This window comes from Paraburkholderia caffeinilytica (assembly GCF_003368325.1).
GTDB lineage: Bacteria > Pseudomonadota > Gammaproteobacteria > Burkholderiales > Burkholderiaceae > Paraburkholderia > Paraburkholderia caffeinilytica.
Genome location: NZ_CP031467.1, coordinates 818,135 through 840,211 on the forward strand (window position 1 = coordinate 818,135; position 22,077 = coordinate 840,211).

Sequence of the window (22,077 nt, forward strand, 5' to 3'; positions counted from 1 at the left end):
TCGATCATTGAATCGTCAACGCGCGCGTTGCAAGCAATTGGCGGTAGACGTCGACGTGACGCCGTGCGCTTGCCGCCCAGCTAAAGCGCGCGAGTAATGCGGGCACCGCCCGGTCGAAATCGGTACGACTACCGCGACCGCCGAGAGCGCACAGCAACGCCGCCGCTATCGACACGACATCGGTCGGGCTTGCCCAGTAGCAGGTGGTGTCGTCGAGGTATTCGGTGAACGGCGCGATTGCCGAGGCAACGACCGGCGTGCCGCTAGCCAGTGCCTCCAGCACCACCAGGCCGAAGCCCTCGCGCAACGACACCATCGACAACACGTCCGCGCTGCGAAAGAGCGCTGGCATTGCGGCGTCCTCAAGCGCTCCGGTCACCACCACGCTTTCGTGTGGGCCAATCGACAGTCCCAGCTCCGCCGCTCGCTTAAGCACGCTGCGGGCGTAGGCGTCGTGGTCGAGCAGGCTCGCGCCCCCGGCGATCACGAGTTGCGCGCCCGGCAAAGTGCGACGCACAGACGCGAACGCTTCGAGCAGTGCGAGCGTGTTCTTGCGCGCTTCGATACCGCCCACCGAAAGTACGATCGGGCCGCCATCAAGGCCCAGGTGCCGCCTGATCTGCGCATCACGCGCATTCTCGTCAGGTGTGAAGCGCGCAACGTCGACGCCGTTCGGAACCGTCAGCGCCGCAATACCGAAAGTCGAGCGCATCTCGCGAGTCCAGGTCTCGCTAACACACAACACCTGCTCCGCATCCTCATACGCCCGCCGCTGCCATGCGGCAAGACGTGGATCGTCGAAATGATCCAGGTGATGAACCGTGCGCACGAAACCGCGAATAAGTCCTTGTGCTCCCAGCTCGGCGAGTGCGTTGCCGCTGATACTGTCCTGCGCGTGCAGCACATCGAACGACCACGCGTCGTATTCCATCAGGGTCTGCCCGAATGCGTGAATCCGCGCTCCCACCATGGCTACCGTGCCGGCCTGGGACTGCGTGATCGGCGCATAGACCACGCGGCATCGCGGCAGGCGAAACAGCGCCTCGCCCGGCACGGCCGGCGCAAAGACGGTCACGTCATGACCCAGTGCGCTCAACGCGGTCGCCAGTTCAAGCGTGTGCACGACCCCGCCGCGCGGGTTGACCGAATGCGTCAGCAACGCAATGCGCAACGCGTTCATCGCTGACCGTCCTTCGCCAACATGAAGGGCTCGCGATTGAAATCCCACAACACCGCGGTCTCCTCGTGCTGGTGCAACACCACTGCAGAAGTCGCATCGACCGAACCGATCACGGCGCAAGCAAGCGAACGCGAATCGAACCGCGCCTGCACTGCGTGCACCCGTTCCTCCCGAACCGACAGCAGATAGCCGAAGCTCGGAAATGCGGCGACCCAGCGTTCCAAGGGAACGTCCGCAGGTTTCGGAAGACGATCAAGATCGATCCGTGCGCCCACCCGCGAGCATTCGAGCAGCATCAGCGCCGTGCCGAGTGTGCCGGCCATGCTGATGTCCTTCGCGGCATCGCATAAGCCACTTTCCGCCAGCTGCGCAAGCAGTTCGAGATCCGCTCTCAAACGTTCAGGCGGCGCACCCACCGACGCATTCCAGAACGGATACGGTTCCTCGAAGCGGCCGCGCAAATCGACAGCCATCATCAGGCGGTCACCGGGCTTTGCATTGAAACTCGACAACAGTGTTTTCGCGCGCCCCACAATCGACACCGCCAATTGCGCCGCATCGCTGCGCGTGTTCGTATGGCCGCCGACTATCGGTACGCCATAAGCAACGGAGGCCGCCGCCATGCCGGCAAGCACGTCCTCCGCGGCGTCGATGCCCCGACTCCATAACGCATCGACCACCGCCAGCGGCCGGCCGCCCATCGCATAGATGTCGCTAATGTTGACCATCACGCTGCTATAGCCGGCGAACCACGGCATTGCGCTGACGAAATCGCTGACCATGCCTTCGATGGCAAACAACAGGTAGCCATCGCCATCGGCAATGGCCGCGCAATCGTCCCCAAGCGCGACTGCCTGCGCGAGACCCCGCGTGCCGCCCGGAAGATGCTGGGCAAGCGTGCCGACCACGTCGACGATATCCGTCTTGTGGCGAAACCCGCGACTCTCGCGCAGGCCGGCGACGAAATCGGCCACACGGCTCATGCCGCGCTCCGTGCGGAAGTCGCGCCGTGCGGTTGCGCATGGGTCACGAAGCCGCTATACGGCGTCACACACGGCGGATACCAGTCCAGTTGCGCCTGCATCAGATGATGCGGCCGGCCCAACAACGTTTCCTCTGCAAGCACGTCCCAATGCATCGCGCGAAAGAGCGGCACGTTCTGGCTCTGCACATGCGCGAGAAAAGTTTCGCAGCCGAGCGCATGGGCACTGCTGACGGCAAGACGAATCAACGTCGCGCCAATTTTTCCATGGCGGCGAAACGCGGCATGCACGGCCAGACGCGAACCGAACCACACGCTACCCTCGTCGCGATGAATCCGCACCGTACCGACCACCTGCTCCGGCATGCCGGCCACACAACTCACGGCCACCAATTGCCGTGCGTGTACGTCGATATCATCCCGGTCGTCGCCCACAAAAATGCCCTGCTCGATGCAGAACACGGCGCGCCGCAGCTTGAAGGCTTCGTCGGCCTCCCAATCGAGCGTCGTCCACTTGATGCGGAATTCGCTCGGCGCGTAGGGTGCGAAACCCACGTCGCCATTCAGTGCCTCGCCGGCAATCGCTTCACCGAACATGATCACTCCTCGTACGACGACAACGACGAACACGCGCCGCATTTCCCGCAACCCGCCTTGATATCGCTCGAGCGCATCGCCGCAGCGTTGAGCATGCCGCCAAGCGGCTGCAGAACCGACTTCATGAATTCGGGCGTGGGCGCCGGATGATCCTCGAGCGGCGTGCCGCTGATCGGCACGAACGGCACAACGAACGGATAGACACCGAGTTCGATCAACTCGCGCGATATGGCCAGAATCGCTTCCGCGCTATCGCCAAGACCGGCGAGTATGTACGTGCTGACCTGACCGCGTCCGAATACGGCCACCGCGGCCTTGAACGCTGTCATGTAGCGCGCCAGCGGCACGCTCGCCTTGCCCGGCATGATGCGTTCGCGCAATGCGGGCGTCACCACTTCGAGGTGCATGCCGAGCGTATCGATGCCGCTCGCTTTCATGCGCGCGAACCAGCGGTCGTCGTCGGGTGGCTCGCATTGCGCCTGGATCGGCAGATCGACCGCCGCCTTGATGGCGAACGCGCTTTCGCACAATATCTGCGCGCCGCGATCGGACGTGGGCGGCGTGCCGGTGGTCAGCACCATATGCTTGACGCCGTCGAGCAATACGGCTGCCCGCGCCACTTCGGCGAGTTGCTCCGGCGTCTTGCGCGCAATCGTTCGACCTGCCGCGAGCGACTGCCCAATCGCGCAAAACTTGCAACTCCTGCGACGGCTCTCGTAGCGGATGCAGGTTTGCAGCACCGTCGTGGCCAGCACGTCCGCACTATGCAGTGCGGCAATATGCGAATAAGGCACGCCATCGAGCGTCTGCATGCCGTAAAAACGCGGCGCTTTGGGAAAGCTGATGCTGGCAATCGGAATCGTGCCGCGCAGCAAGGCGCTCGCGCCGTTTGCATCCGGCGTCTCTGCGACGAACGGCGAGTGCCAGGCGGTGCTCGTATGCACCGGCACCATGATCGTCACGCCGTCCACCGTCACCGCCTTGTGATCCGAGGGCCCCGCGCCGCCACGCCGGCTCGCGGCGCCCGCATCCGGAGACACGAGCCGCAAGCCGGCCGACTGCAATTCAGTCATCAATTGCCGGCTCGCCGCCGACAGCGTCTCGCTGGAGTCCATCGCGCCATCCCTCGTTTGAATTGAAGCCGGTGTTCGAAGCACTGGACCACGCCGGCATTGGCGCGACGGTTTCCGCCGGCCGCCGGTTGATCGCAAGACTCAGCAATTCGGGCCGCGCATAATGGCCGACTGAATCCATCATGCGTTTGCGCTTGGTGATCAAGCCCATGTCGAGATCGGCGATCACCATGCCTTCACCCTCACGCAGCGGTTGCGCCAGATGCTGTCCTTCAGGCGACACGATCGCCGTATGGCAGCCGCCGCGCAGCGCCTTCTGCAAATTCGTATCGGAGGCGACCGACGCAATCTGCGCTTCGGTCAGCCAGCCCGTCGCATTGACCACGAAGCATCCCGACTCCAAGGCGTGATGCCGGATCGTCACCTCGATCTGTTCGGCGAAGATCGGCCCCACCAGCGAGCCGGGAAACTGGCTGCAATGAATCTCTTCGTGCTGCGTCATCAACGCATAGCGCGCGAGCGGGTTGTAGTGCTCCCAGCAGGCGAGCGCGCCGACGCGCGCCACCGCCGTTTGCGCGACTTTCAAGCCGGCCGCGTCGCCCTGGCCCCAGATCATCCGTTCATGAAAGGTCGGCGTGATCTTGCGGCGCTTGAGCACCAGTTGGCCGTCCACGTCGAAGATCAATTGCGTGTTGTAGAGGCTGCCGTGATCGCGCTCGTTGACGCCGAGCACCACCACCATCCGATGCAGACGCGCCCGCTCGGCCACCGCCTGCGTCACCGGACCCGGCACGATCACGGCTTCCTCGTAGAGCTTCATGTGATCGGCGCCGGAAGCAACCGGCGGACGCACAAAAGAAAAGTACGGGTAGTACGGCACGAAGGTTTCCGGAAACACGATCAGCTGCGCGCCTTCACGCGCCGCTTTCTCGATAGCCTCGCATACCTTCTCGAGGGTGCCGCCGCTGCGCTCGAAGTCCGGTGCGATCTGGACCGCCGCGGCACGCACGATGCGTTTGTCGGACATAGTGGTCACCCGTCTCTCGTCAGACTGTCCACGTGTGGATGATCAGCGCGTTGTCCTTGCGATGCAGCAGCTGGATATCGAGCACGTCGAGTGGACTGATCGGGCGAATGCCTTCGATCAACGACGCCTCGCCATGCCCGTACAAGGCCTGCAGCGCGAAGCGGCAGGCATACACCTTGCCGCCTTCTTCCATGAACTTCATCAGTTGCTTGTTGAAATTCAGGTGACCTGGGAACGCCTCGTCGCCAAGCGTCGGAAAGCCGCGCTGCAGACCTAGCGTGACACCCGGCCCGTAAAGCAGCACCGACGTTTCGAAACCCTTGCGCTGCAAACGCGTGGCCTGCAACAAATTGACGAAGCCAATCGAACCCTCGAACGCGACCGTATGAAACGTGACGAGTGCCTTCTCGCCAGGTTCGGCCTTTACGTCTTCGAAGACTTTCTCTTCGTAGTCGACAAGGTAATCGCCTTTCTGATGCAGCGGTTTGTTGACGGCTGGCATGACACTCTCCGATCAGGTTTGCTAAGTAAAAGATGGCACGTTCAATTCGTGTGCACTTCTCTTAATGCAACGGCCATGCCATTGATCGGCCACGCCAATGCGATCAATCAACAATCAATTCCGCCTCGATTCGACATGCGACTCGAAAATTTTTTTGGCGCGAAGGTTGCATGTAGCCGGGGTGTCGAGGGCAATCGCCCTCAACCCCGCGATACCGCACCAGCCAGGTGCGGCTTGCCTGTCGTGACGAGTCGGCGTGGTGCACTCATTCACCACAGACGATCAATCCGATCATTGATCGCATCCTGATGCGATCAATGATCATCACCCCCAGCCGAAGGCTATCGATGAGCAGCCCGACACATCACTGGATCAAACGCCTCGCCGATCTCCGCAAGCCGGCCTACCTCGCGATTCCCGATCTGATCGAAGAAGATCTCGCCACCGGCCGCCTGCGTCCGCGCGATCGCTTGCCGGGACTGCGCGATCTGGCTGAAGAACTCGCGCTGAACTACACGACGGTGGCGCGCGCGTATGCGGAAGCACGCAAGCGCGGCCTGCTCGATTCGCGCGCGGGCAGCGGCACCTTCGTGCGTGGCCGTACCGCGACGTTGCCGCTTGCCGGCGGCAGCAGCATCGAGATGTCGATGAATACGCCACCCGAGCCGCCCGACTACGCAGCCCGTTTGCGCGACTCGGCAGCACGCTTGATAAGCGGCAGCGATCCTTATCAGTTGCTGCGTTATCAGGACTTCGGCGGTTCGGCGGCCGACAAGGATGCCGGCGCCGAATGGCTGAAACGTCGCGTGCCGCATTGCGACGCGCAGAACGTGCTGGTGTGCCCCGGCATTCACAGCGCGCTGGTGGCGCTCGTCTCGCAGTTGGCGCGGCCCGGCGGCACGATCTGTCTCGACACGCTTGCCTACCCGGGCATCAAGGCGATCGCCGCTCAGCTCGGCGTACGTTTGCAAGCCCTGCCGCGCGACGACGAAGGCCCACTCGCGCACGCCTTCGAAGCACTCTGCAAGACCGACAAACCGAGCGCGTTCTATTGCAACCCGACACTGCAGAACCCGAGCACGCTAACGCTCACGCACAAACGTCGCGAGGCGCTTGCCGACGTCGCGTTGCGCTATAGCGTCCCGATCATCGAAGACGATGCGTATGCGATGCTGCCGCAGAGTGCGCCCGATGCGCTCGCGAGCTTCGCGCCCGAACTGACCTACTACGTGACGGGTTTGTCGAAAAGTCTGGGAGCCGGCTTGCGGGTCGCGCATCTGCACGCGCCAACCGCCAGGCAGACACAGCGCCTCGCCGGCGCGTTGCGCGCGACAACGGTGATGGCGAGCCCGTTCACGGTCACCCTCGCGACGCAATGGATCGTCGACGGCACCGCGCTCGATATGCTCAGCGCGATCCGCAACGAATCGCGCGCACGCCAGGCGATTGCCTCGCGCATGCTCGAGGCGTGGCCTTACGAAGCGCATCCTGACGGCTTTCATCTTTGGCTGCCGGTACCGACCGAAAGCGGCTGGAGTGCTTCCGAACTCGCATTGCAATTGCGCAACCAGGGTATCGCCGCCGTTGCAGGGGCGGCGTTTTCCACCGACGGCAATCCGCCGAACGCCATGCGCGTTTGCCTCGGTGGCTCAAAGACCCGCGACGAATGCGAAGAGGCGCTGCGCATCGTAGGCGAGACACTCGACCATCCTCATCATCTCCATTCTCCTGTGATGTGAAACCGTCTGCCTGCATCGGCACATAGCGTCGCATTGCGTCATACCCGGCGTTATCGTCATACGAATACAACGCCCGACAGCGCGTTATCGAGGCGCTGTTTCGGCATCCATTGAAAACCCCGCAGTGCGCGAAAAAGTGTGTAGCATCGCGGCGCGCCGCCACAAGCGGCGCGCCCGGCCATCGTCAGAAACCGAAAGCATTACCCGCTCAAGTCCACACTGCCCGCGCCGTATACCGCCTATGAGGCCCCCGCCTCACCGACTACGGTTCACTGCTCACTCCGAAAGACTCCCTACATGTTCGCCTCCATTCGCGCGCGCATCGTCGCTCTGTGCGCCGCCATCGTTGTGGCTGCGCTCGCTGCCAAGGCGGTTTTCAACCATGTTGTCGCCAACTCGTACAACGCCGACGCAATTCAAACTGGCCTAAGGTCTTCTCAAGGAAATCACCGTGACGTTCTATAGAAATCTGAAGATCGCCGTCAAATTGGCGCTGCTCGGCGCGGTTCTGCTCGCCGCGACAATGGTAGTGGGCCTGGAAGGATGGCATGCGTTGTCGAATACGCACGCATTGCAAATCCAGTCCGCGCAAACGCTCAGCCAGTACGCGCAAGCCGCCGATACGGCGCGCGTCGCGCAGGTCGAATTCAAGAAGCAGGTTCAGGAATGGAAAGACCTGTTGCTGCGCGGCGCGGATCCGGCTGCGTTCGCCAAGTATCGTGAGGCCTTCAGCAAGGAAAGCGGTACGACGCACGCCGCGCTGCTGCGGCTGAAGGACCAGTTGAGCGTCCTGGGCGCCAACGTCGACGGCGTCGACAAGGCGCTCGCCACACACGCCTCGTTGCAGGACAGCTACCTCGACGCGCTCAAACGCTACGACGCGGCCGATCCGAATACGGCGCACGTCGTCGACGGTCTGGTCAAAGGCATCGACCGCGCGCCGACCTCCGCTATCGACGACATCGTCGCCCAGGTGATGCAGCAGGCGCAAGACTCCAATGTGCGCACGGCCGAGGCCGCGGAACGCGCGTACACGCTCGCCTGCGTGCTGCTGCTGTCGGTCGTGATCGGCTCGCTCGGCATAGGCACCTTCGCGATCTGGTTCCTGAGCCGCAGCATCACGTTGCCGGTCAGGCAGGCGGTGGGTGTCGCGCAGGCGGTTGCGGCAGGCGATCTGCGCGCCGATGTCGCCGTCGTGAGCCGCGACGAAACCGGTCAGTTGCTGGTCGCGCTCAACGAAATGAATCAGCGCTTGCGGCACATTGTCAGCGAGATTCGTGAAGGTGCGAACACGATCTCTTCAGCAACGCAGGAGATCGCCGCCGGCAACCTCGACCTGTCGGCGCGCACGGAACAACAGGCCGCCTCGCTCGAAGAAACCGCCGCGTCGATGCAGCATTTCACCGACTCGGTTCAGCGCAACGCCAGCAACGCACGCGAAGCCACCACGCTCGCACAAACCGCCGCGCAAGCAGCGCGCGACGGTGGCGTCGTGATGAGCGACGCCGTGCGCACCATGAGCCAGATCGACGCGGCGTCCAAGCGCATCGTCGATATCATCGCCGTAGTCGAAGCAATTGCCGCGCAAACCAATATTCTGGCGCTCAACGCAGCAGTGGAAGCGGCGCGCGCCGGCACGCAGGGGCGCGGCTTCGCGGTGGTCGCGAGCGAAGTGCGCAGTCTCGCCCAGCGCTCGGCCGATGCCGCGCACGAGATCAAGGCGCTGATTCGCGAATCGGTTGCCACGATCGACGCCGGCACGCAGTTGATCAACCACGCGAGCAATACGATGGACGGCGTGGTGCAAAGCGCGGGCAGCGTGACGCGCATCGTCGAGGCGATCGCGACGGCCAGCGTCGATCAGGCAGCGGGCATAGCGGAGGTGAACGATGCAGTCACGCAGATGGATCAGGTGACGCAGAGCAATGCGGCTTTGGTCGAGCAGGCGGCCGCGGCGGCCGATGCGGTGCAGAGCAAGGCATCGGGTCTGGTGCAAAGCGTGAGCTTCTTCCGGATCGGCGCGGCTGTGTCCTGATCAGGACCCGAAGTCGAGCCCGCCGAGCAACACCGCCGGCTCGGCCTGGGTGTGCGAGACAAAATCCAGCTCGCGCACGTGGCGCCAGGCTTCCAGCTTGCGCGGCAGCGCGGCCAGATAGCCGGCGAAGCGCGCCGGCCCTTCCGCGCCCATCAGCCGTTCGATCTCGTCGCTATCCCAGGTGAGAAACAGATTCAACGGATGCGGGTAATGGCGCAGGTCCTCGATCGGCGTGGCGTGGATCCGCACGCGTGTGGGATGCCCGTGCCCGCCGTAAGGGAGCACTTCGGTATGCACAGTGGTCGCGAAACAGGCGGCGATCGCCTCGGCAATGCGAGGCGCAAACTGTTCATCGAAACGGGCGGCACTCTCTGGACGCATCTATGTCTCCGATGTTCTTTGCAACGAGCAAGGCATCGTAGCATGCGGAATCGGTCGCGCCCTCCTCTGCGGCAGCCCTGCCGGACGCGGCAACGGGCCTCGCCAACGCCGCCCTGAGTCTGTCGCGGTCCAGCTCCTTCTCCCACGCCGCGATCACAATCGACGCCACACCGTTGCCCATCGTATTGGTCAGCGCGCGGCACTCGGACATGAAGCGATCGATGCCGAGAATCAGCACCATCGCCGTCACCGGCACGGTCGGCACGACCGAAAGGCTCGCGGCCAACGTGATAAAACCTGCCCCGGTGACACCGGTCGATCCCTTCGACGTCAGCATCGTCACCGCCAGCAACGTGACCTCCTGGGCAATCGTCAGATGGGTGTTCGTCGCCTGGGCGAGAAACAGCACCGCGAGCGTCATGTAGATATTGGTGCCGTCGAGATTGAACGAATAGCCCGTCGGCACCACCAGCCCGACAATCCCGCGAGCGCACCCGAGCCGCTCGAGCTTTTCCATCAGTTGCGGCAAGGCTGCTTCAGACGTCGACGTGCCGAGTACGATCAACAGCTCGTCCTTGATGTACACGACGAAGCGCCACAAGCTGAAGCCGCATGCTCGCGCGATCAAGCCGAGCCCGCACGAGACGAACAGGAAGGCGGTGAGATAGAACGTGCCGATCAGTTTCATCATCGGCAGCAGGGAGACGATGCCATATTTGCCGATCGTGAAGGCGATGGCGCCGAACGCGCCGATTGGCGCGAGACTCGTAATCATGCGCACCATGCGGAAAAAGGTTTTCGACAGCAGCTCGATCAAACCGACAACGGGTTTCGCGGGTTCGCCCATCACCGCAAGCGCCGTGCCGAACAACATGGCGATCAGCAGCACCGGCAGAATATCGCCCTGCGTGAACGCGCCGACGAACGTCTCCGGGATGATGTGCATGAAGAAACCCGAAAGCCCCGCGCCGTGCGCGGCCTGTGCGGCGTAGCTGGATACTGCGCCCGCGTCGAGTGTGGCGGGATCGACGTTAAAACCCGTGCCGGGTTTCAGCACGTGCGCGGCCAGCAAACCGACGGCAAGCGCAAGCGTCGACACCACTTCGAAATACAGCAGCGCTTTGCCACCCACGCGGCCGACCTTGCGCATATCGTGCATGCCGGCGATGCCGGTCACGACAGTACAGAAGATCACGGGGCTGATGATCATGCGTACCAGTTTGATGAAGGCATCCCCGAGCGGCTTCAGCGCCACCGCATCCGCAGGCAGGAAATGGCCCACGATCACACCGGCAACGATCGCCACGATCACCTGCATGTACAGCACCTTGTAGAGCGGTTTACGCTTCATGTCTCCTCCGTTTTTAAAAGGCAAAGCGCGTCCCTTCCCTCCTGCCGGGGAATCCGTCACACGCGTTCCGGTTGAATGGCGGCGCAATTGCCGCCAGGGGATTTACAGCACAGCGGCCCAGCTATGCCGTTCGAAATGGGTCCGCTCGAACGCCTCGATCGTGTCCAGTGAGGCGAGCGTGAGGTCGATGGTGTCCATGCCTTCGCTCACCATCTTCTTGTGACGCGCGCCGAGCGGGAATGTGAACGTGCGGCCACTGACAGAAGTCACGGTTTGACCTTCGATGTCGATATGCAGGCGCGCGGCAGGATAGGTCGCAGCGTCCTGCAACAGGAGGTCGATTGCTTCGCGATCCAGTTGCACCAGCAGCAAGCGGTTATTCATCGCGTTCGAATAGAAAATCTCCGCGAAGCTCGGCGCGATCACCGCTTCGAAACCGAATTGCTGAAGCCCCCACACTGCATGCTCACGACTCGAGCCGCAGCCGAAATTCGAGCCGCCGATCAGGATGCGCGCACCGCGATACGCCGTTTGATTCAGCACGCAATCCGAGCGCGGCTGGCCCTCCGCGTCGAAACGCAAGTCGTACAGCAAGCCCTCGCTCAGCCCGGCCTTGTCGATGATGCGAAGAAACTGCTTCGGCATGATCTGATCGGTGTCGAGGTTTTCGATCGGCAATGGCGCGGCAATCCCGTCGATTTCGGTAAGTCTGGTTAGCATGATTGTGTCTCCAGCGTGCGGACGTCGGTGATGCACCCGGTGAGCGCGGCCGCGGCGGCCATCGCCGGGCTCATCAGATGGGTGCGGCCGCCGCGTCCCTGACGTCCTTCGAAGTTACGATTGGTCGTGGATGCGCAACGCTCGCCCACCGCGAGAAAATCGTCGTTCATCGCGAGACACATCGAACAGCCCGGCTCGCGCCATTCGAAACCGGCATCGCGCAGCAGCGCCGCGATGCCCTCGGCCTCGGCCTGGCGGCGCACACTGCCCGAGCCCGGCACGACCATCGCGCGCACGCCTTGCGCGACATGGCGCCCTCGCACGATCGCAGCGACCACGCGCAGATCCTCGATACGTCCATTGGTGCACGAGCCGATGAACACGCGATCGATCGGCGTACCCGCAATCGGCCTGCCCGCTTCGAGCCCGATATAGTCGAGCGCGCGACGCAGCGCGGCGGCGGCCTCCGGCGTCTTTTGCGCGGCTGCACCGGGAATGCGCTGATCGACCGCGATCGCCTGATCGGGACTCGTGCCCCACGTGACGAACGGCGCGATATCGCGCGCATCGAAATGATGCTCCGCATCGAAACTCGCGCCCGCGTCCGATTTCAGTTCACGCCAGTCGTTCATCGCAGCAGCCCACGCGGCATCGTCAAGCGATGTTGCGTGCGCGCGGACATAGTCGAACGTGGTCGCATCAGGTGTGATCAACGCCGCTCGCGCGCCGGCTTCGACCGTCATGTTGCATAGGGTCATGCGCGCCTCCGCGGACAGCGAGGCGATCGTCGAGCCTGCGAACTCCACCGCATAGCCACGCGCCCCCTGTGCACCGATGCGGCTGATGATCCACAGAATCACATCCTTTGACGATGTGCCGTAGGGCAACGCGCCGTCGATCGTGATGCGCATGGTTTGCGCGACGCGATAGACCAGCGTTTGCGTGGCGAGCACGTGCTCCACCTCCGAGGTGCCGATGCCGAAACCCAACGCGCCGAGCGCACCGTACGTAGTCGTGTGGCTATCGCCGCACAGCACCACCATCCCCGGGCGAATCAACCCGCGTTCAGGCGCGACGATATGTTCGATGCCTTGCAGCGGATCGTTCGCCGCGTGCAACGCGATCCCCGCCTGCTCGCAGTTGCGCGCGAGATTGTTCGCCTGCAACAGCGAAGCCGCATCGCGAATCACGCGCGGCGATTCCGCATGGGTGGGAATGATGTGGCTGACCACCGCCAACTGCTGCCGCGGACGACGCACGGGCCGCGCTTTCGCCGCGAGCGCGCTAAACGCCTGAGGGCTGGTGTATTCGTTCATCAGATGCAGATCGACATACAGCAGCACGTTTTGCGCGTCGATGCGCGTGACGACGTGTGAATCGACGAGCTTCTGGTAAAGGGTTCGTTTTGACATGATGGGCCGACCGGCGACTAGGACTTCAAGAATGGCAGGACGCGTTCGAGCAACAACTCGGGGGCTTCCTCGGGAATGTAATGACCGCATGGCAGGGCTTCGCCACTCACGCGCACCGACCACTTCCGCCATTCGGCGAGCGGCTCGAAACATTGTTCGATGACGCCCTGCGCGCCCCACAACGCGAGGAAATCGCACTCGATGGTTTGCCCTTCGGCGAGCGAGGCACGATCGTGATCGAGGTCGATCGTGATGCTCGCGCGGTAATCCTCGCAGATGCCGTGTGCAGTGGCAGGGTCTGACAGACAGCGCAAATACTCGGCGTACGCGGCATCGGTGAACGGCGCCAGCCCGGCGCTGCGCGCGCCTATGGTCTGCTTCAGATAGAGATCGGGATCCGTACGGATCAGCGTTTCGGGAAACGGCGCGGGGCGCACGAGAAAAAACCAGTGCCAGTAAGCGCGCGCAAACGCGAACGAAGTTTGCTCATACATGGCGAGCGTCGGCGCGACGTCCAGCGTGACCAGCTTCGTCACGGCTTGCGGATGATCGAGCGCCATGCGCGCCGCGACGCGTCCGCCCCGGTCGTGGCCGAGCACGGCAAATTGCGTGAAGCCCTGCGCACGCATCAACGACACCTGATCCGCGGCCATGCGGCGTTTCGAATAGTTGCCGTGGTCGGGCGCGCCTTGCGGTTTGCCGCTGTCGCCGTAACCGCGCAGATCCGCGGCGATGACCGTGAAGTGCTGTGCCAGCGTGGGAGCGACCTTATGCCAGATCGCATGGGTCTGCGGATGGCCATGCAGCAGCAGTAAGGCCGGACCGTTGCCGCCGCGGATCGCGTGAATCCGGATGCCGTCGACGTGAGCCGACGCGTCGGTGAAACCTGTGAACATCGTTGCCTCCCGTATCTGAATGCAGTCTAATTGATGCCTGCAGCGATAGGATTTCTATTGAGGCAATCCGGAATTAACTTTTAGGAATGAATCGATGGACGGTTTCTCCGACCTGAATCTGTTCGCGCTGGTGGCGCGCCACCGCAATCTGGCGGCCGCGGCGCGAGAGCTCGGCGTGACGCCGCCGTCGATCAGCAAGCGTCTCGCGCAACTCGAAAAGCGCCTGGGCGTGCGTCTCGTCAACCGGACCACACGCCGCCTGAGCCTCACTGCCGAGGGCGAAATCTATCTGGCGAACGGCTCGCGCATCCTCGACGACCTGGCTGAGCTGGAGCAACTGGTCACCAGCAGCCGCGCCGAGCCGACCGGGCTATTGCGCGTGAACGCATCATTCGGTTTCGGCCGCGCGCACGTCGCGCCGGCCATCTCGAGGTTCAGCGAGCGTTTTCCGTCCATGAAAATTCAGTTGCATCTCACGGACCGGCCGGTCAGCTTGCAGGAAGAGGGTTTCGATCTGGGCATTCGCTTTGGCGAGGTGCCGGATGCGCGCATCAATGCGCGTTTGCTGCTGAAGAACCAGCGACTGGTGTGTGCCGCGCCGGGCTATGTGAAGCTGCACGGCGCACCGGCCATGCCGCACGATTTGACGCGCCATGCGTGCCTCGTCCTACGCGAAAACGAATCGGCGTACGGCAGCTGGCATTTTGCGCGCGGCAAGAAGTCGGAGACGGTGAAGGTGGAGGGTCCGTTGAGCAGCAACGACGGCAGCGCCGTGCTGAAGTGGGCGCTCGATGGGCGCGGTATTGCGGTGCGCTCCGCATGGGAGATTTCCCGCCATCTGCAACGTGGCGAACTGGTGCCGTTGCTCACGGACTGGGCGCTGCCGAACGCGGACATTCACGCGATCTATCTGGAGCGGCACCGGCTGTCGGCGAAACTCAGGACGTTTATCGACTTTCTCGGCGACGAGCTACGCGCGAGCGTTCGATCGGCTTAGCGCGCGTGCTGCGAGCCTGGCCCTGCATGGCCCGCACGCAGGTCGGACGAATACCTTGTAATGCGTGTTCAACCGGCGCGCTTGTTTCGTTGGGCGCGATTCGCGCGCCAGCGAATCACTAAACTAACCAGTGCGGCGAAGGCCGCAGTAACCGCGTAGCCGGCGAGGCGGATGGCCTCCTCACTCGGGAGGCGCGAAACAAGCACAATGACAATAGCGAGTGCAAGCAGCGCCAGGCAAGCGATTGTCCATTTCATTCCGGTCTCCCCTAAAGTTCGATGCGCTGCGAGGCGCACGGCTATCTCGCCGTTTTGTTAAGCATACCCGCGAGCGGGGTACCGGTGCGGGCGCGGCTTTCTTTGGCGCGCCCATGCAACTCAAGCGACCACCCCTCGGCCACTTCCGTGTGCCTGCTCCAGGATGAACTCGATAAAACTCGCCGCCGCCCGCGTGTGATGCCGATTCGGCATGTAGAGCATGTACATGTTCGTACCGAAGATGCTCAGACGCCATTCGTCGAGCGCTGTCACCACATCCCCGCGACGCAGATCCTCCTGCACCACGTAGTCGGGCACGAGGCCGACACCCAGACCGGCCAGCACCGCCTGACGCAAGAACAGAAAGTTCTCGGAAATGATCGTCGGCTCCAGCAGCACTTCGTGGCGTTCATCGCGCAGATAGGCCGCCACCCGCAACTGCTTGCCGACTACCGCCGCCGTAATCAGCGGCGCGGTGCGCAGATCGTCGAGTTGCAACGGCATGCCGCGGCTTCCGGCAAATTCCGGCGACGCACAGGCAACGTACCGCACCGGTCCCATGTCACGCGCGACCAGATTCTGCGGCGGCTCGGACATCACCCGCACCGCGATGTCGACCTCGTCGCGCATCAGGTCCTCGACGCGATTCTCGAACATCACATCCAGCACGATGCCCGGGTAAAGACGCTTGAACGCGATCAGCCAATTCGACATCACCAGTTGCCCGTAGCCGCTCGGCACACTCAGCCTCACCCGCCCCTGCAAGCTCTGCCCGAGCGTGGTGACCGATTCCCGCGCGGCCAGCAGCGCATTCTGGATCGTGCGGCCATGCTCGTATAACTGCAGACCGATTTCGGTCGGCTCGACCCGGCGCGTGGTGCGCCTGACCAGTTGCAGGCCGATGGAACGCTCCAGCTGGTTCAGGTGATAACTCACGTTCGCGCGGCTCATTTTCAGCCGGCGCGCCGCCTCGCTGAGGTTGCCCGCATCGAGGATGTCCACCAGCAAGGTCAATGAATTGACGTCCATGAGTCGACCTTTGTCAAAATAATTTTGACAGTCTGTCAACGGACTATGCCATTGTCAATAAACCTTGACCAACCCACAATTGGGGAATTCGCGAGACCCGGCATGTCCGGTCTGCCCGGGTTTGCCCCGATTTCAATCAGGAGACGACACGATGACCCTCAACCCTTCCGCCGAGGTGGTGACGCGTGAATTGCGCGGCAAAGTCCTGCTGGTGACCATCGACCACGCGCCGGTGAACGCCTTGTCCGCCGACGTGCGGCGCGGCCTGCTCGCCGCCATCGAAGCGGCGGATGCCGACAAGGCCGTCGAAGCGGTGCTGATCGTCGGCGCCGGGCGCAACTTCATCGCGGGTGCGGACATCCGTGAGTTCGGCAAACCGCCTGTGCCGCCGTCGCTGCCGGACGTTTGCAACCGTATCGAAGCCTGCACGAAGCCGGTGGTGGCCGCCATTCACGGCGCTGCGCTCGGCGGCGGCCTGGAAGTAGCGCTCGCCGCGCACTACCGGCTTGCCGTGGACGGTGCGAAGCTCGGTTTGCCCGAAGTGCAGCTCGGCCTGCTGCCGGGCGCGGGCGGCACACAGCGCACGCCGCGCCTGATCGGCGCAGAGGCCGCCCTCGACCTGATCCTGAGCGGCCGCCATGCCGGCGCGAAAGAAGCGCTCGCGCTCGGCCTGATCGACCGGCTCGGCAGCAGCGACGACATCCTCGCCGAAGGACTCGCCTACACGCAGGAACTGCTGGCCGGCCACGCACCGGTACGCCGTACGCGCGACGCCGCGGCGCTCAGCGACCGCACGGCGAGCCTCGCCGCCGTCGCCACGGCACGCGCGGAAACGACGAAGAAATCGCGCGGCCTGTTCTCTCCGCTAAAAATCGTCGATGCCGTAGAAGCCGCCATTGAACAGGCTTTCGAAGACGGCCTGCGGCTCGAACGCAAACTGTTCCTGGCATGCATCGACAGCCCGCAGCGCGCCGGCCTGATTCACGCGTTCTTTGCCGAGCGCGAAGTACTCAAGGCACCGGAAACGCGCGATGCCAAACCACGCGCGCTGAACCGGATCGGCGTGGTGGGCGGCGGCACAATGGGCGCGGGCATCGCCGTCGCGGTGCTCGATGCGGGCCTGCCGGTGACGATGATCGAACGCGACGACGCGTCGCTCGCACGCGGCCGCGCGCACATCGAAAAGGTGTACGACGGCCTGATCGCCAAAGGCCGCATGAGCGCGGAAAAGAAAACCGACGTGATGACGCGCTGGCATGGCAGCACCTCGTACGATGCGCTCGCCGACGCCGATCTGGTGATCGAAGCCGTCTTCGAAGACCTGTCGGTGAAACAAGCCGTGTTCGCCGAACTCGATCGCGTTTGCAAAGGCGGCGCGGTGCTCGCCACCAACACCTCGTATCTCGACATCGACGCGATCGCTGCCAGCATCTCCCGCCCTGCGGACGTCATCGGCCTGCACTTCTTCTCCCCTGCCAACATCATGAAGCTGCTGGAAGTCGTGGTTCCAAAGCAGGTTAGCACCGACGTGGTCGCCACCGCCTTCGAACTCGCGAAGAAGCTGCGCAAGACGCCGGTGCGGGCGGGCGTGTGCGACGGCTTCATCGGCAACCGCGTGCTGGCGGTGTATCGCAGCGCCGCTGACGCGATGATGGAAGACGGCGCGTCGCCATATCAGATCGATGCCGCGGTGCGTGCGTTCGGTTTTCCGATGGGTCCGTTCCAGGTGGTCGATCTGGCGGGCGGCGATATCGGTTGGGCCACGCGCAAGCGCCGCGCAGCCACGCGAAATCCCGCAGCGCGCTACGTGCAGATCGCCGATCGACTTTGCGAACGCGGTTGGTTCGGCCAGAAAACCGGTCGTGGTTTTTATCTGTATCCCGAAGGTTCACGCAGCGGCAGCCCGGACCCTGAGGTCGAGGCCATCATCGACGCCGAGCGTGAACGCGCCGGCATCACGCCGCGCACTTTCACCGATGAAGAAATCGTGCGCCGCTACATGGCCGCGATGATCAACGAAGGCGCCAATGTCGTGTACGAAGGCATCGCGCTGCGGCCGCTCGACGTCGACGTGACCTTCCTCTATGGCTACGGCTTTCCGCGCTATCGCGGCGGCCCGATGAAATACGCCGATACGGTGGGCCTCGCCACGGTTCTCGCCGACATTCGCGAGTTCGCCAAAGAAGACCCGCTGTTCTGGCGAGCGTCGCCGCTGCTGGTCGATCTGGTCGAACGCGGCGCCGATTTCGCGAGCCTCAATCAGGCAGCCTGAAACGGTACATCACTTGAAGGATTCCCGACCGGCAGCGGTCTGCCCGCCCGCCGGTCGGTCAAACATCCAGGGAAGAACACACTATGGATCTGAACTTCACGCCTGAAGAAGAGGCTTTTCGCGCTGACGTGCTGCGTTTTCTGCGTGACAAGCTCCCGCAACGTCTCGCCGACAAGGTACACGGTGGCCGCCGCCTCACGCGCGGCGACATGACTGAGTGGCACGCGATTCTCAACGCGCAAGGCTGGCTCGCCAATCATTGGCCGAAGGAGTACGGCGGCCCCGGCTGGAGCGCCGTGCAGAAATTCATCTTCGAGAATGAATGCGCGTTGGCGGGGGCGCCGCGCGTCGTGCCGTTCGGCGTCAACATGCTGGGCCCGGTGTTGATCAAATACGGCAACGAAGCGCAAAAGCGCCGCTGGCTGCCACGCATTCTCGACGGCTCGGACTGGTGGTGCCAAGGCTACTCGGAACCGGGCGCGGGTTCGGACCTCGCCTCCGTCAAGACCACCGCCGTACGCGGCCGCGATGCGCAAGGCGAGCACTACATCGTCAACGGTCAGAAGACGTGGACCACGCTCGGCCACTACGCGAACATGATCTTCTGCCTCGTGCGCAGCGCCACCGACGTGCGCAAGCAGGAAGGCATCAGCTTCCTCCTGATCGACATGAATACGCCGGGCGTCGACGTGCGGCCGATCATCACGCTCGATGGCGAGCATGAAGTCAACGAAGTGTTTTTCACTGACGTCCGCGTGCCGGTCGAGAACCTCGTGGGCGAAGAGAACAAAGGCTGGACCTACGCCAAGTATCTGCTCACGTATGAGCGCACCAATATCGCGGGCGTCGGGTTCTCGGTGGCCGCCTTCAACCGGCTGCGCAAAATCGCCGCAAAACAGCAGCGCAACGGCCGGCCGCTCGCGGAAGATCCCTCGTTTGCGGCACGCATGGCGCGCGTCGAGATCGATCTCGAGAACATGAAAACGACCAATCTGCGCGTGATCGCGGCGGTGGCCGGCGGCGGCGTGCCTGGCGCCGAAAGTTCGATGCTGAAGATTCGCGGCACCGAGATCCGTCAGGAAATCTCCTCGCTCACGCGCCGCGCGATGGGACCGTATGCGCAGCCATTCGTCGAGGAAGCGCTGCACGATGGTTTCGAGGGCACGCCGGTCGGCCCCGGCGAAGCCGCGAGCGCTGCCTCGCTCTACTTCAATAACCGCAAGCTGTCGATCTTCGGCGGCTCCAACGAAATCCAGAAGAACATCATTTCCAAAATGATCCTGGGACTGTAAGGGGCGCATCTCATGAATTTCCAGCACACCGAAGACCGCCGCATGCTAGCGGATACGCTCAACCGTTTTATCGCCGAGCAATACGCCTTCGAGACGCGCGACCGGATCGCACGCTCGCCCGAAGGCTTCAGCGCCGATCTGTGGAATCGCTTTGCGGAACTCGGCATTGTCAGCGCGTTGTTCGATGAGGCGCACGGAGGCTTCGGCGGCGGCGGCTTCGATATCGCCGTCGTATTCGAGAGCCTGGGTCGCGGCCTCGTGGTCGAGCCGTTTCTCGATACGCTGATCGTCGGCCAGGCGATCGCGCGTGGCGGCAATGAAACGCAAAAGGCCGCGCTCGGCGAACTGATCGACGGATCCAGGATCGCCGCGCTCGCGCATGGCGAGCCGGACGGCCACTACGAACTGGCGCGCGTCATGACACGTGCCCGGCGTGTTGGCGACGCGTGGCAGTTGGACGGCGCGAAGGCCGTGGTTCAGCAAGGCGAAAACGCGTCCCTTTTCCTGGTCTCCGCGCGCACCGCAGGTTCCGATGACGCCGAAGCCGGCATCGCGCTCTTTCTCGTCCCGCGCGACGCGCCGGGCGTCAGCGTGCGCGGCTATCGCAAGATCGACGGCGGCCGCGCAGCCGAGGTCACGTTCGACAGCGTCACGCTACACGACGCCGCATTGCTCGGCACGGCCGGCGAAGGCTTTGCAACGCTCGAATACGCGATCGGCTGCGGCGTGCTTGCGTTGTGTTCCGAAGCGGTCGGCGCAATGGATGTCGCGAAGGACTACACGCTCGACTACTTGCGCACGCGCAAGCAGTTCGGCGTGCCAATCGGCAGCTTCCAGGCACTGCAGCATCGGATGGCGGATCTGCTGCTCGAGATCGAGCAGGCGCGATCGGCGGTGATCAATGCCGCGGCGGCGCTTGGCGCTGAACGCACGCTACGGGAGCGGGCGGTTTCAGCCGCAAAATACAGCATTGGCAGAATAGGAACGAGGGTCGCCGAGGAATGCATTCAGTTGCATGGCGGTATCGGCATGACGTGGGAGTTGCCGCTGGCTCACTATGCGAAGCGACTAGTCATGATCGACCATCAGTTGGGTGATGAGGATCATCATCTCGAGCGGTTTATTGCGCTCGGCAGGGGGTGAAACTGGTTTCCGGGTTTTCTCCGAATCAGCGCCGCTACGGCGGTTTGCAAACGGCGCTGCCTCGTCCGACGGCCCGCACGTGTTTTTCAGAATCCTAACGAAAAACTGGCAATCGTCTCAGGTAGGATCTACGATCATTGTTATGACTTATGCCGCAGTGCAAGTATGCGACGTCTTTCCGAACTGACGTAAGCCCACAACCTGCCCATGGTGCCGACCGTGCTCAAGCGAATCGTTGGTGCTTCCGTTCTCTTGTTGACGTTGGGATTGCCATTCACCGCGCATAGCACTGAAGGCGCATTAGGCCGCCCCATCTCCGGTACGGGCGTGACGCCCGATGCGGGTGTTGTGCCGCCTGAACCGGGGTGGTTCGTCAACCTGGCCGAGATCTACTACGACGGCTCGATCAGTGCAGCCCACTCAATACCCATAGGAGGCAAGACGACGCTTGGGCTCGACGCTCAGGTGTCGTTCACGCTGGCTACCTTGCTGAAGGTATGGGACACCGGCCCCGGGCCATGGAACTTCGCGTCGAGCGTCACGCTGCCGTATGCGTGGACGAGCGCCAGTGCGGTGCTCGGGATCGGCAACCGGACGGGAACCGTCAAGCAGGATGCGTCCGGCCTGTTCGATCTGACCTTCACACCGCTGATCGCCGGCTATCATTTCTCGAAGACCGAGCATATCGCCTTTAGCGTCAACATCTGGGCGCCGACTGGCAAGTACGATCCGGGCAACATCGCCAATGTCAGCCTGAACAACTGGACGTTCATTCCCACGGTGTCCTATACGAAGCTGGTGCCGTCGATCGGGATGGAATTCGACGTCAGCGCGGGTGTTCAGTTCTACACACGCAATTCCGCGACCGACTATCAGAATGCGCCGCTGTTCACGCTGGACATGATGGCACTGAAGCGCTTCAGCAACGGTCTGGGTGCCGGTCTGATCGTCGGCACGGTCCAGCAGATCGGCAATGATAGCGGCCCGACCGCGAACAAGCTGAATGGCTTCCGCGGCTACGACTGGTCGGTCGGTCCGATCCTGACCTACGATACCAAGATCGGCGGCAAGACACCGCTCAGCATGACGTTGCGCTGGGTTCCGACCGTGGGCAGCAAGAACCGGCTATCCAGCACGTCGACCGTGCTGGCGACAGCAACCGTGGCCTTCTGATTCTGACGTTTTCAGATTC

Annotated in this window: 20 protein-coding genes; 7 read left to right on the forward strand and 13 right to left on the reverse strand. The window is 63.1% G+C overall.

What is annotated here, in order from left to right:
* Window positions 1-4: 4 nt before the first annotated feature.
* Genes DSC91_RS19590 through DSC91_RS19615 form a run of 6 tightly spaced genes read right to left on the reverse strand, consistent with a single transcriptional unit; the run spans window position 5 to window position 5,361 of the window.
* A complete protein-coding gene (locus DSC91_RS19590) occupies window positions 5-1,180 on the reverse strand; it encodes an MSMEG_0565 family glycosyltransferase (RefSeq protein ID WP_115780472.1) in 1,176 nt (391 codons plus the stop codon).
* Window positions 1,177-2,163, reverse strand: coding sequence for a sll0787 family AIR synthase-like protein (locus tag DSC91_RS19595; protein ID WP_115780473.1), 987 nt, complete (start codon window positions 2,161-2,163; stop codon window positions 1,177-1,179). Before DSC91_RS19595 ends, DSC91_RS19590 begins: the two co-directional genes overlap by 4 nt.
* Window positions 2,160-2,759: an MSMEG_0567/Sll0786 family nitrogen starvation N-acetyltransferase gene (locus tag DSC91_RS19600; protein ID WP_115780474.1), complete on the reverse strand. Its 600-nt coding sequence runs from the start codon at window positions 2,757-2,759 to the stop codon at window positions 2,160-2,162. The genes DSC91_RS19595 and DSC91_RS19600 overlap by 4 nt, the downstream gene beginning before the upstream one ends.
* A gap of 2 nt (window positions 2,760-2,761) precedes the next feature.
* Window positions 2,762-3,832, reverse strand: coding sequence for an MSMEG_0568 family radical SAM protein (locus DSC91_RS19605; RefSeq protein ID WP_115783359.1), 1,071 nt, complete (start codon window positions 3,830-3,832; stop codon window positions 2,762-2,764).
* Complete coding sequence (locus tag DSC91_RS19610; protein ID WP_115780475.1) at window positions 3,825-4,859, reverse strand: Nit6803 family nitrilase; 1,035 nt, start codon at window positions 4,857-4,859, stop codon at window positions 3,825-3,827. Before DSC91_RS19610 ends, DSC91_RS19605 begins: the two co-directional genes overlap by 8 nt.
* Before the next feature lie 19 nt (window positions 4,860-4,878).
* Window positions 4,879-5,361: an MSMEG_0572/Sll0783 family nitrogen starvation response protein gene (locus DSC91_RS19615; RefSeq protein ID WP_054040483.1), complete on the reverse strand. Its 483-nt coding sequence runs from the start codon at window positions 5,359-5,361 to the stop codon at window positions 4,879-4,881.
* A gap of 347 nt (window positions 5,362-5,708) precedes the next feature.
* On the opposite strand from DSC91_RS19615, the gene DSC91_RS19620 reads away from it, so the two are divergent.
* Window positions 5,709-7,100: an aminotransferase-like domain-containing protein gene (locus DSC91_RS19620; protein WP_115780476.1), complete on the forward strand. Its 1,392-nt coding sequence runs from the start codon at window positions 5,709-5,711 to the stop codon at window positions 7,098-7,100.
* 451 nt (window positions 7,101-7,551) lie between these two features.
* Window positions 7,552-9,135, forward strand: coding sequence for a methyl-accepting chemotaxis protein (locus DSC91_RS19625; protein ID WP_115780477.1), 1,584 nt, complete (start codon window positions 7,552-7,554; stop codon window positions 9,133-9,135).
* Here the strand turns inward: DSC91_RS19625 and DSC91_RS19630 are convergent, their stop codons facing one another.
* From DSC91_RS19630 to DSC91_RS19650, 5 genes are all read right to left on the reverse strand, one after another.
* Window positions 9,136-9,516, reverse strand: coding sequence for a DUF5594 family protein (locus tag DSC91_RS19630; protein WP_115780478.1), 381 nt, complete (start codon window positions 9,514-9,516; stop codon window positions 9,136-9,138).
* A complete protein-coding gene (locus DSC91_RS19635) occupies window positions 9,485-10,867 on the reverse strand; it encodes a dicarboxylate/amino acid:cation symporter (RefSeq protein ID WP_229758049.1) in 1,383 nt (460 codons plus the stop codon). Before DSC91_RS19635 ends, DSC91_RS19630 begins: the two co-directional genes overlap by 32 nt.
* Window positions 10,868-10,969: 102 nt before the next feature.
* The gene (leuD, locus tag DSC91_RS19640) at window positions 10,970-11,587 is read right to left on the reverse strand and encodes a 3-isopropylmalate dehydratase small subunit (RefSeq protein WP_115780479.1); all 618 of its coding nucleotides are present in this window, start codon (window positions 11,585-11,587) and stop codon (window positions 10,970-10,972) included.
* Window positions 11,581-12,999, reverse strand: coding sequence for a 3-isopropylmalate dehydratase large subunit (leuC, locus tag DSC91_RS19645; RefSeq protein ID WP_115780480.1), 1,419 nt, complete (start codon window positions 12,997-12,999; stop codon window positions 11,581-11,583). The genes leuD and leuC overlap by 7 nt, the downstream gene beginning before the upstream one ends.
* Window positions 13,000-13,016: 17 nt before the next feature.
* On the reverse strand, window positions 13,017-13,895 hold the full coding sequence (locus DSC91_RS19650) for an alpha/beta fold hydrolase (protein ID WP_115780481.1): 879 nt from the start codon (window positions 13,893-13,895) through the stop codon (window positions 13,017-13,019).
* A gap of 94 nt (window positions 13,896-13,989) precedes the next feature.
* On the opposite strand from DSC91_RS19650, the gene DSC91_RS19655 reads away from it, so the two are divergent.
* Window positions 13,990-14,892: a LysR family transcriptional regulator gene (locus DSC91_RS19655; protein ID WP_115780482.1), complete on the forward strand. Its 903-nt coding sequence runs from the start codon at window positions 13,990-13,992 to the stop codon at window positions 14,890-14,892.
* A gap of 68 nt (window positions 14,893-14,960) precedes the next feature.
* Here DSC91_RS19655 and DSC91_RS19660 read toward each other — a convergent pair whose 3' ends face one another.
* On the reverse strand, window positions 14,961-15,149 hold the full coding sequence (locus tag DSC91_RS19660; RefSeq protein WP_115780483.1) for a hypothetical protein: 189 nt from the start codon (window positions 15,147-15,149) through the stop codon (window positions 14,961-14,963).
* Between the two features lie 120 nt (window positions 15,150-15,269).
* Complete coding sequence (locus DSC91_RS19665; protein WP_115780484.1) at window positions 15,270-16,178, reverse strand: LysR family transcriptional regulator; 909 nt, start codon at window positions 16,176-16,178, stop codon at window positions 15,270-15,272.
* A 151-nt stretch (window positions 16,179-16,329) separates the two neighbouring features.
* Between DSC91_RS19665 and DSC91_RS19670 the strand changes: the two genes are divergently transcribed.
* The 4 genes from DSC91_RS19670 (at window position 16,330) to DSC91_RS19685 (ending at window position 22,058) form a co-directional block, all read left to right on the forward strand.
* Window positions 16,330-18,450, forward strand: coding sequence for a 3-hydroxyacyl-CoA dehydrogenase NAD-binding domain-containing protein (locus DSC91_RS19670; RefSeq protein WP_115780485.1), 2,121 nt, complete (start codon window positions 16,330-16,332; stop codon window positions 18,448-18,450).
* 83 nt (window positions 18,451-18,533) lie between these two features.
* Entirely contained in the window at window positions 18,534-19,742 is a 1,209-nt protein-coding gene (locus tag DSC91_RS19675) for an acyl-CoA dehydrogenase family protein (RefSeq protein ID WP_115780486.1), read from the forward strand.
* A 12-nt stretch (window positions 19,743-19,754) separates the two neighbouring features.
* Window positions 19,755-20,885, forward strand: a complete 1,131-nt coding sequence (locus tag DSC91_RS19680) for an acyl-CoA dehydrogenase family protein (RefSeq protein ID WP_115780487.1) — start codon at window positions 19,755-19,757, stop codon at window positions 20,883-20,885.
* 207 nt (window positions 20,886-21,092) lie between these two features.
* Entirely contained in the window at window positions 21,093-22,058 is a 966-nt protein-coding gene (locus DSC91_RS19685; RefSeq protein WP_115780488.1) for a SphA family protein, read from the forward strand.
* The last annotated feature ends 19 nt before the right edge of the window (window positions 22,059-22,077 follow it).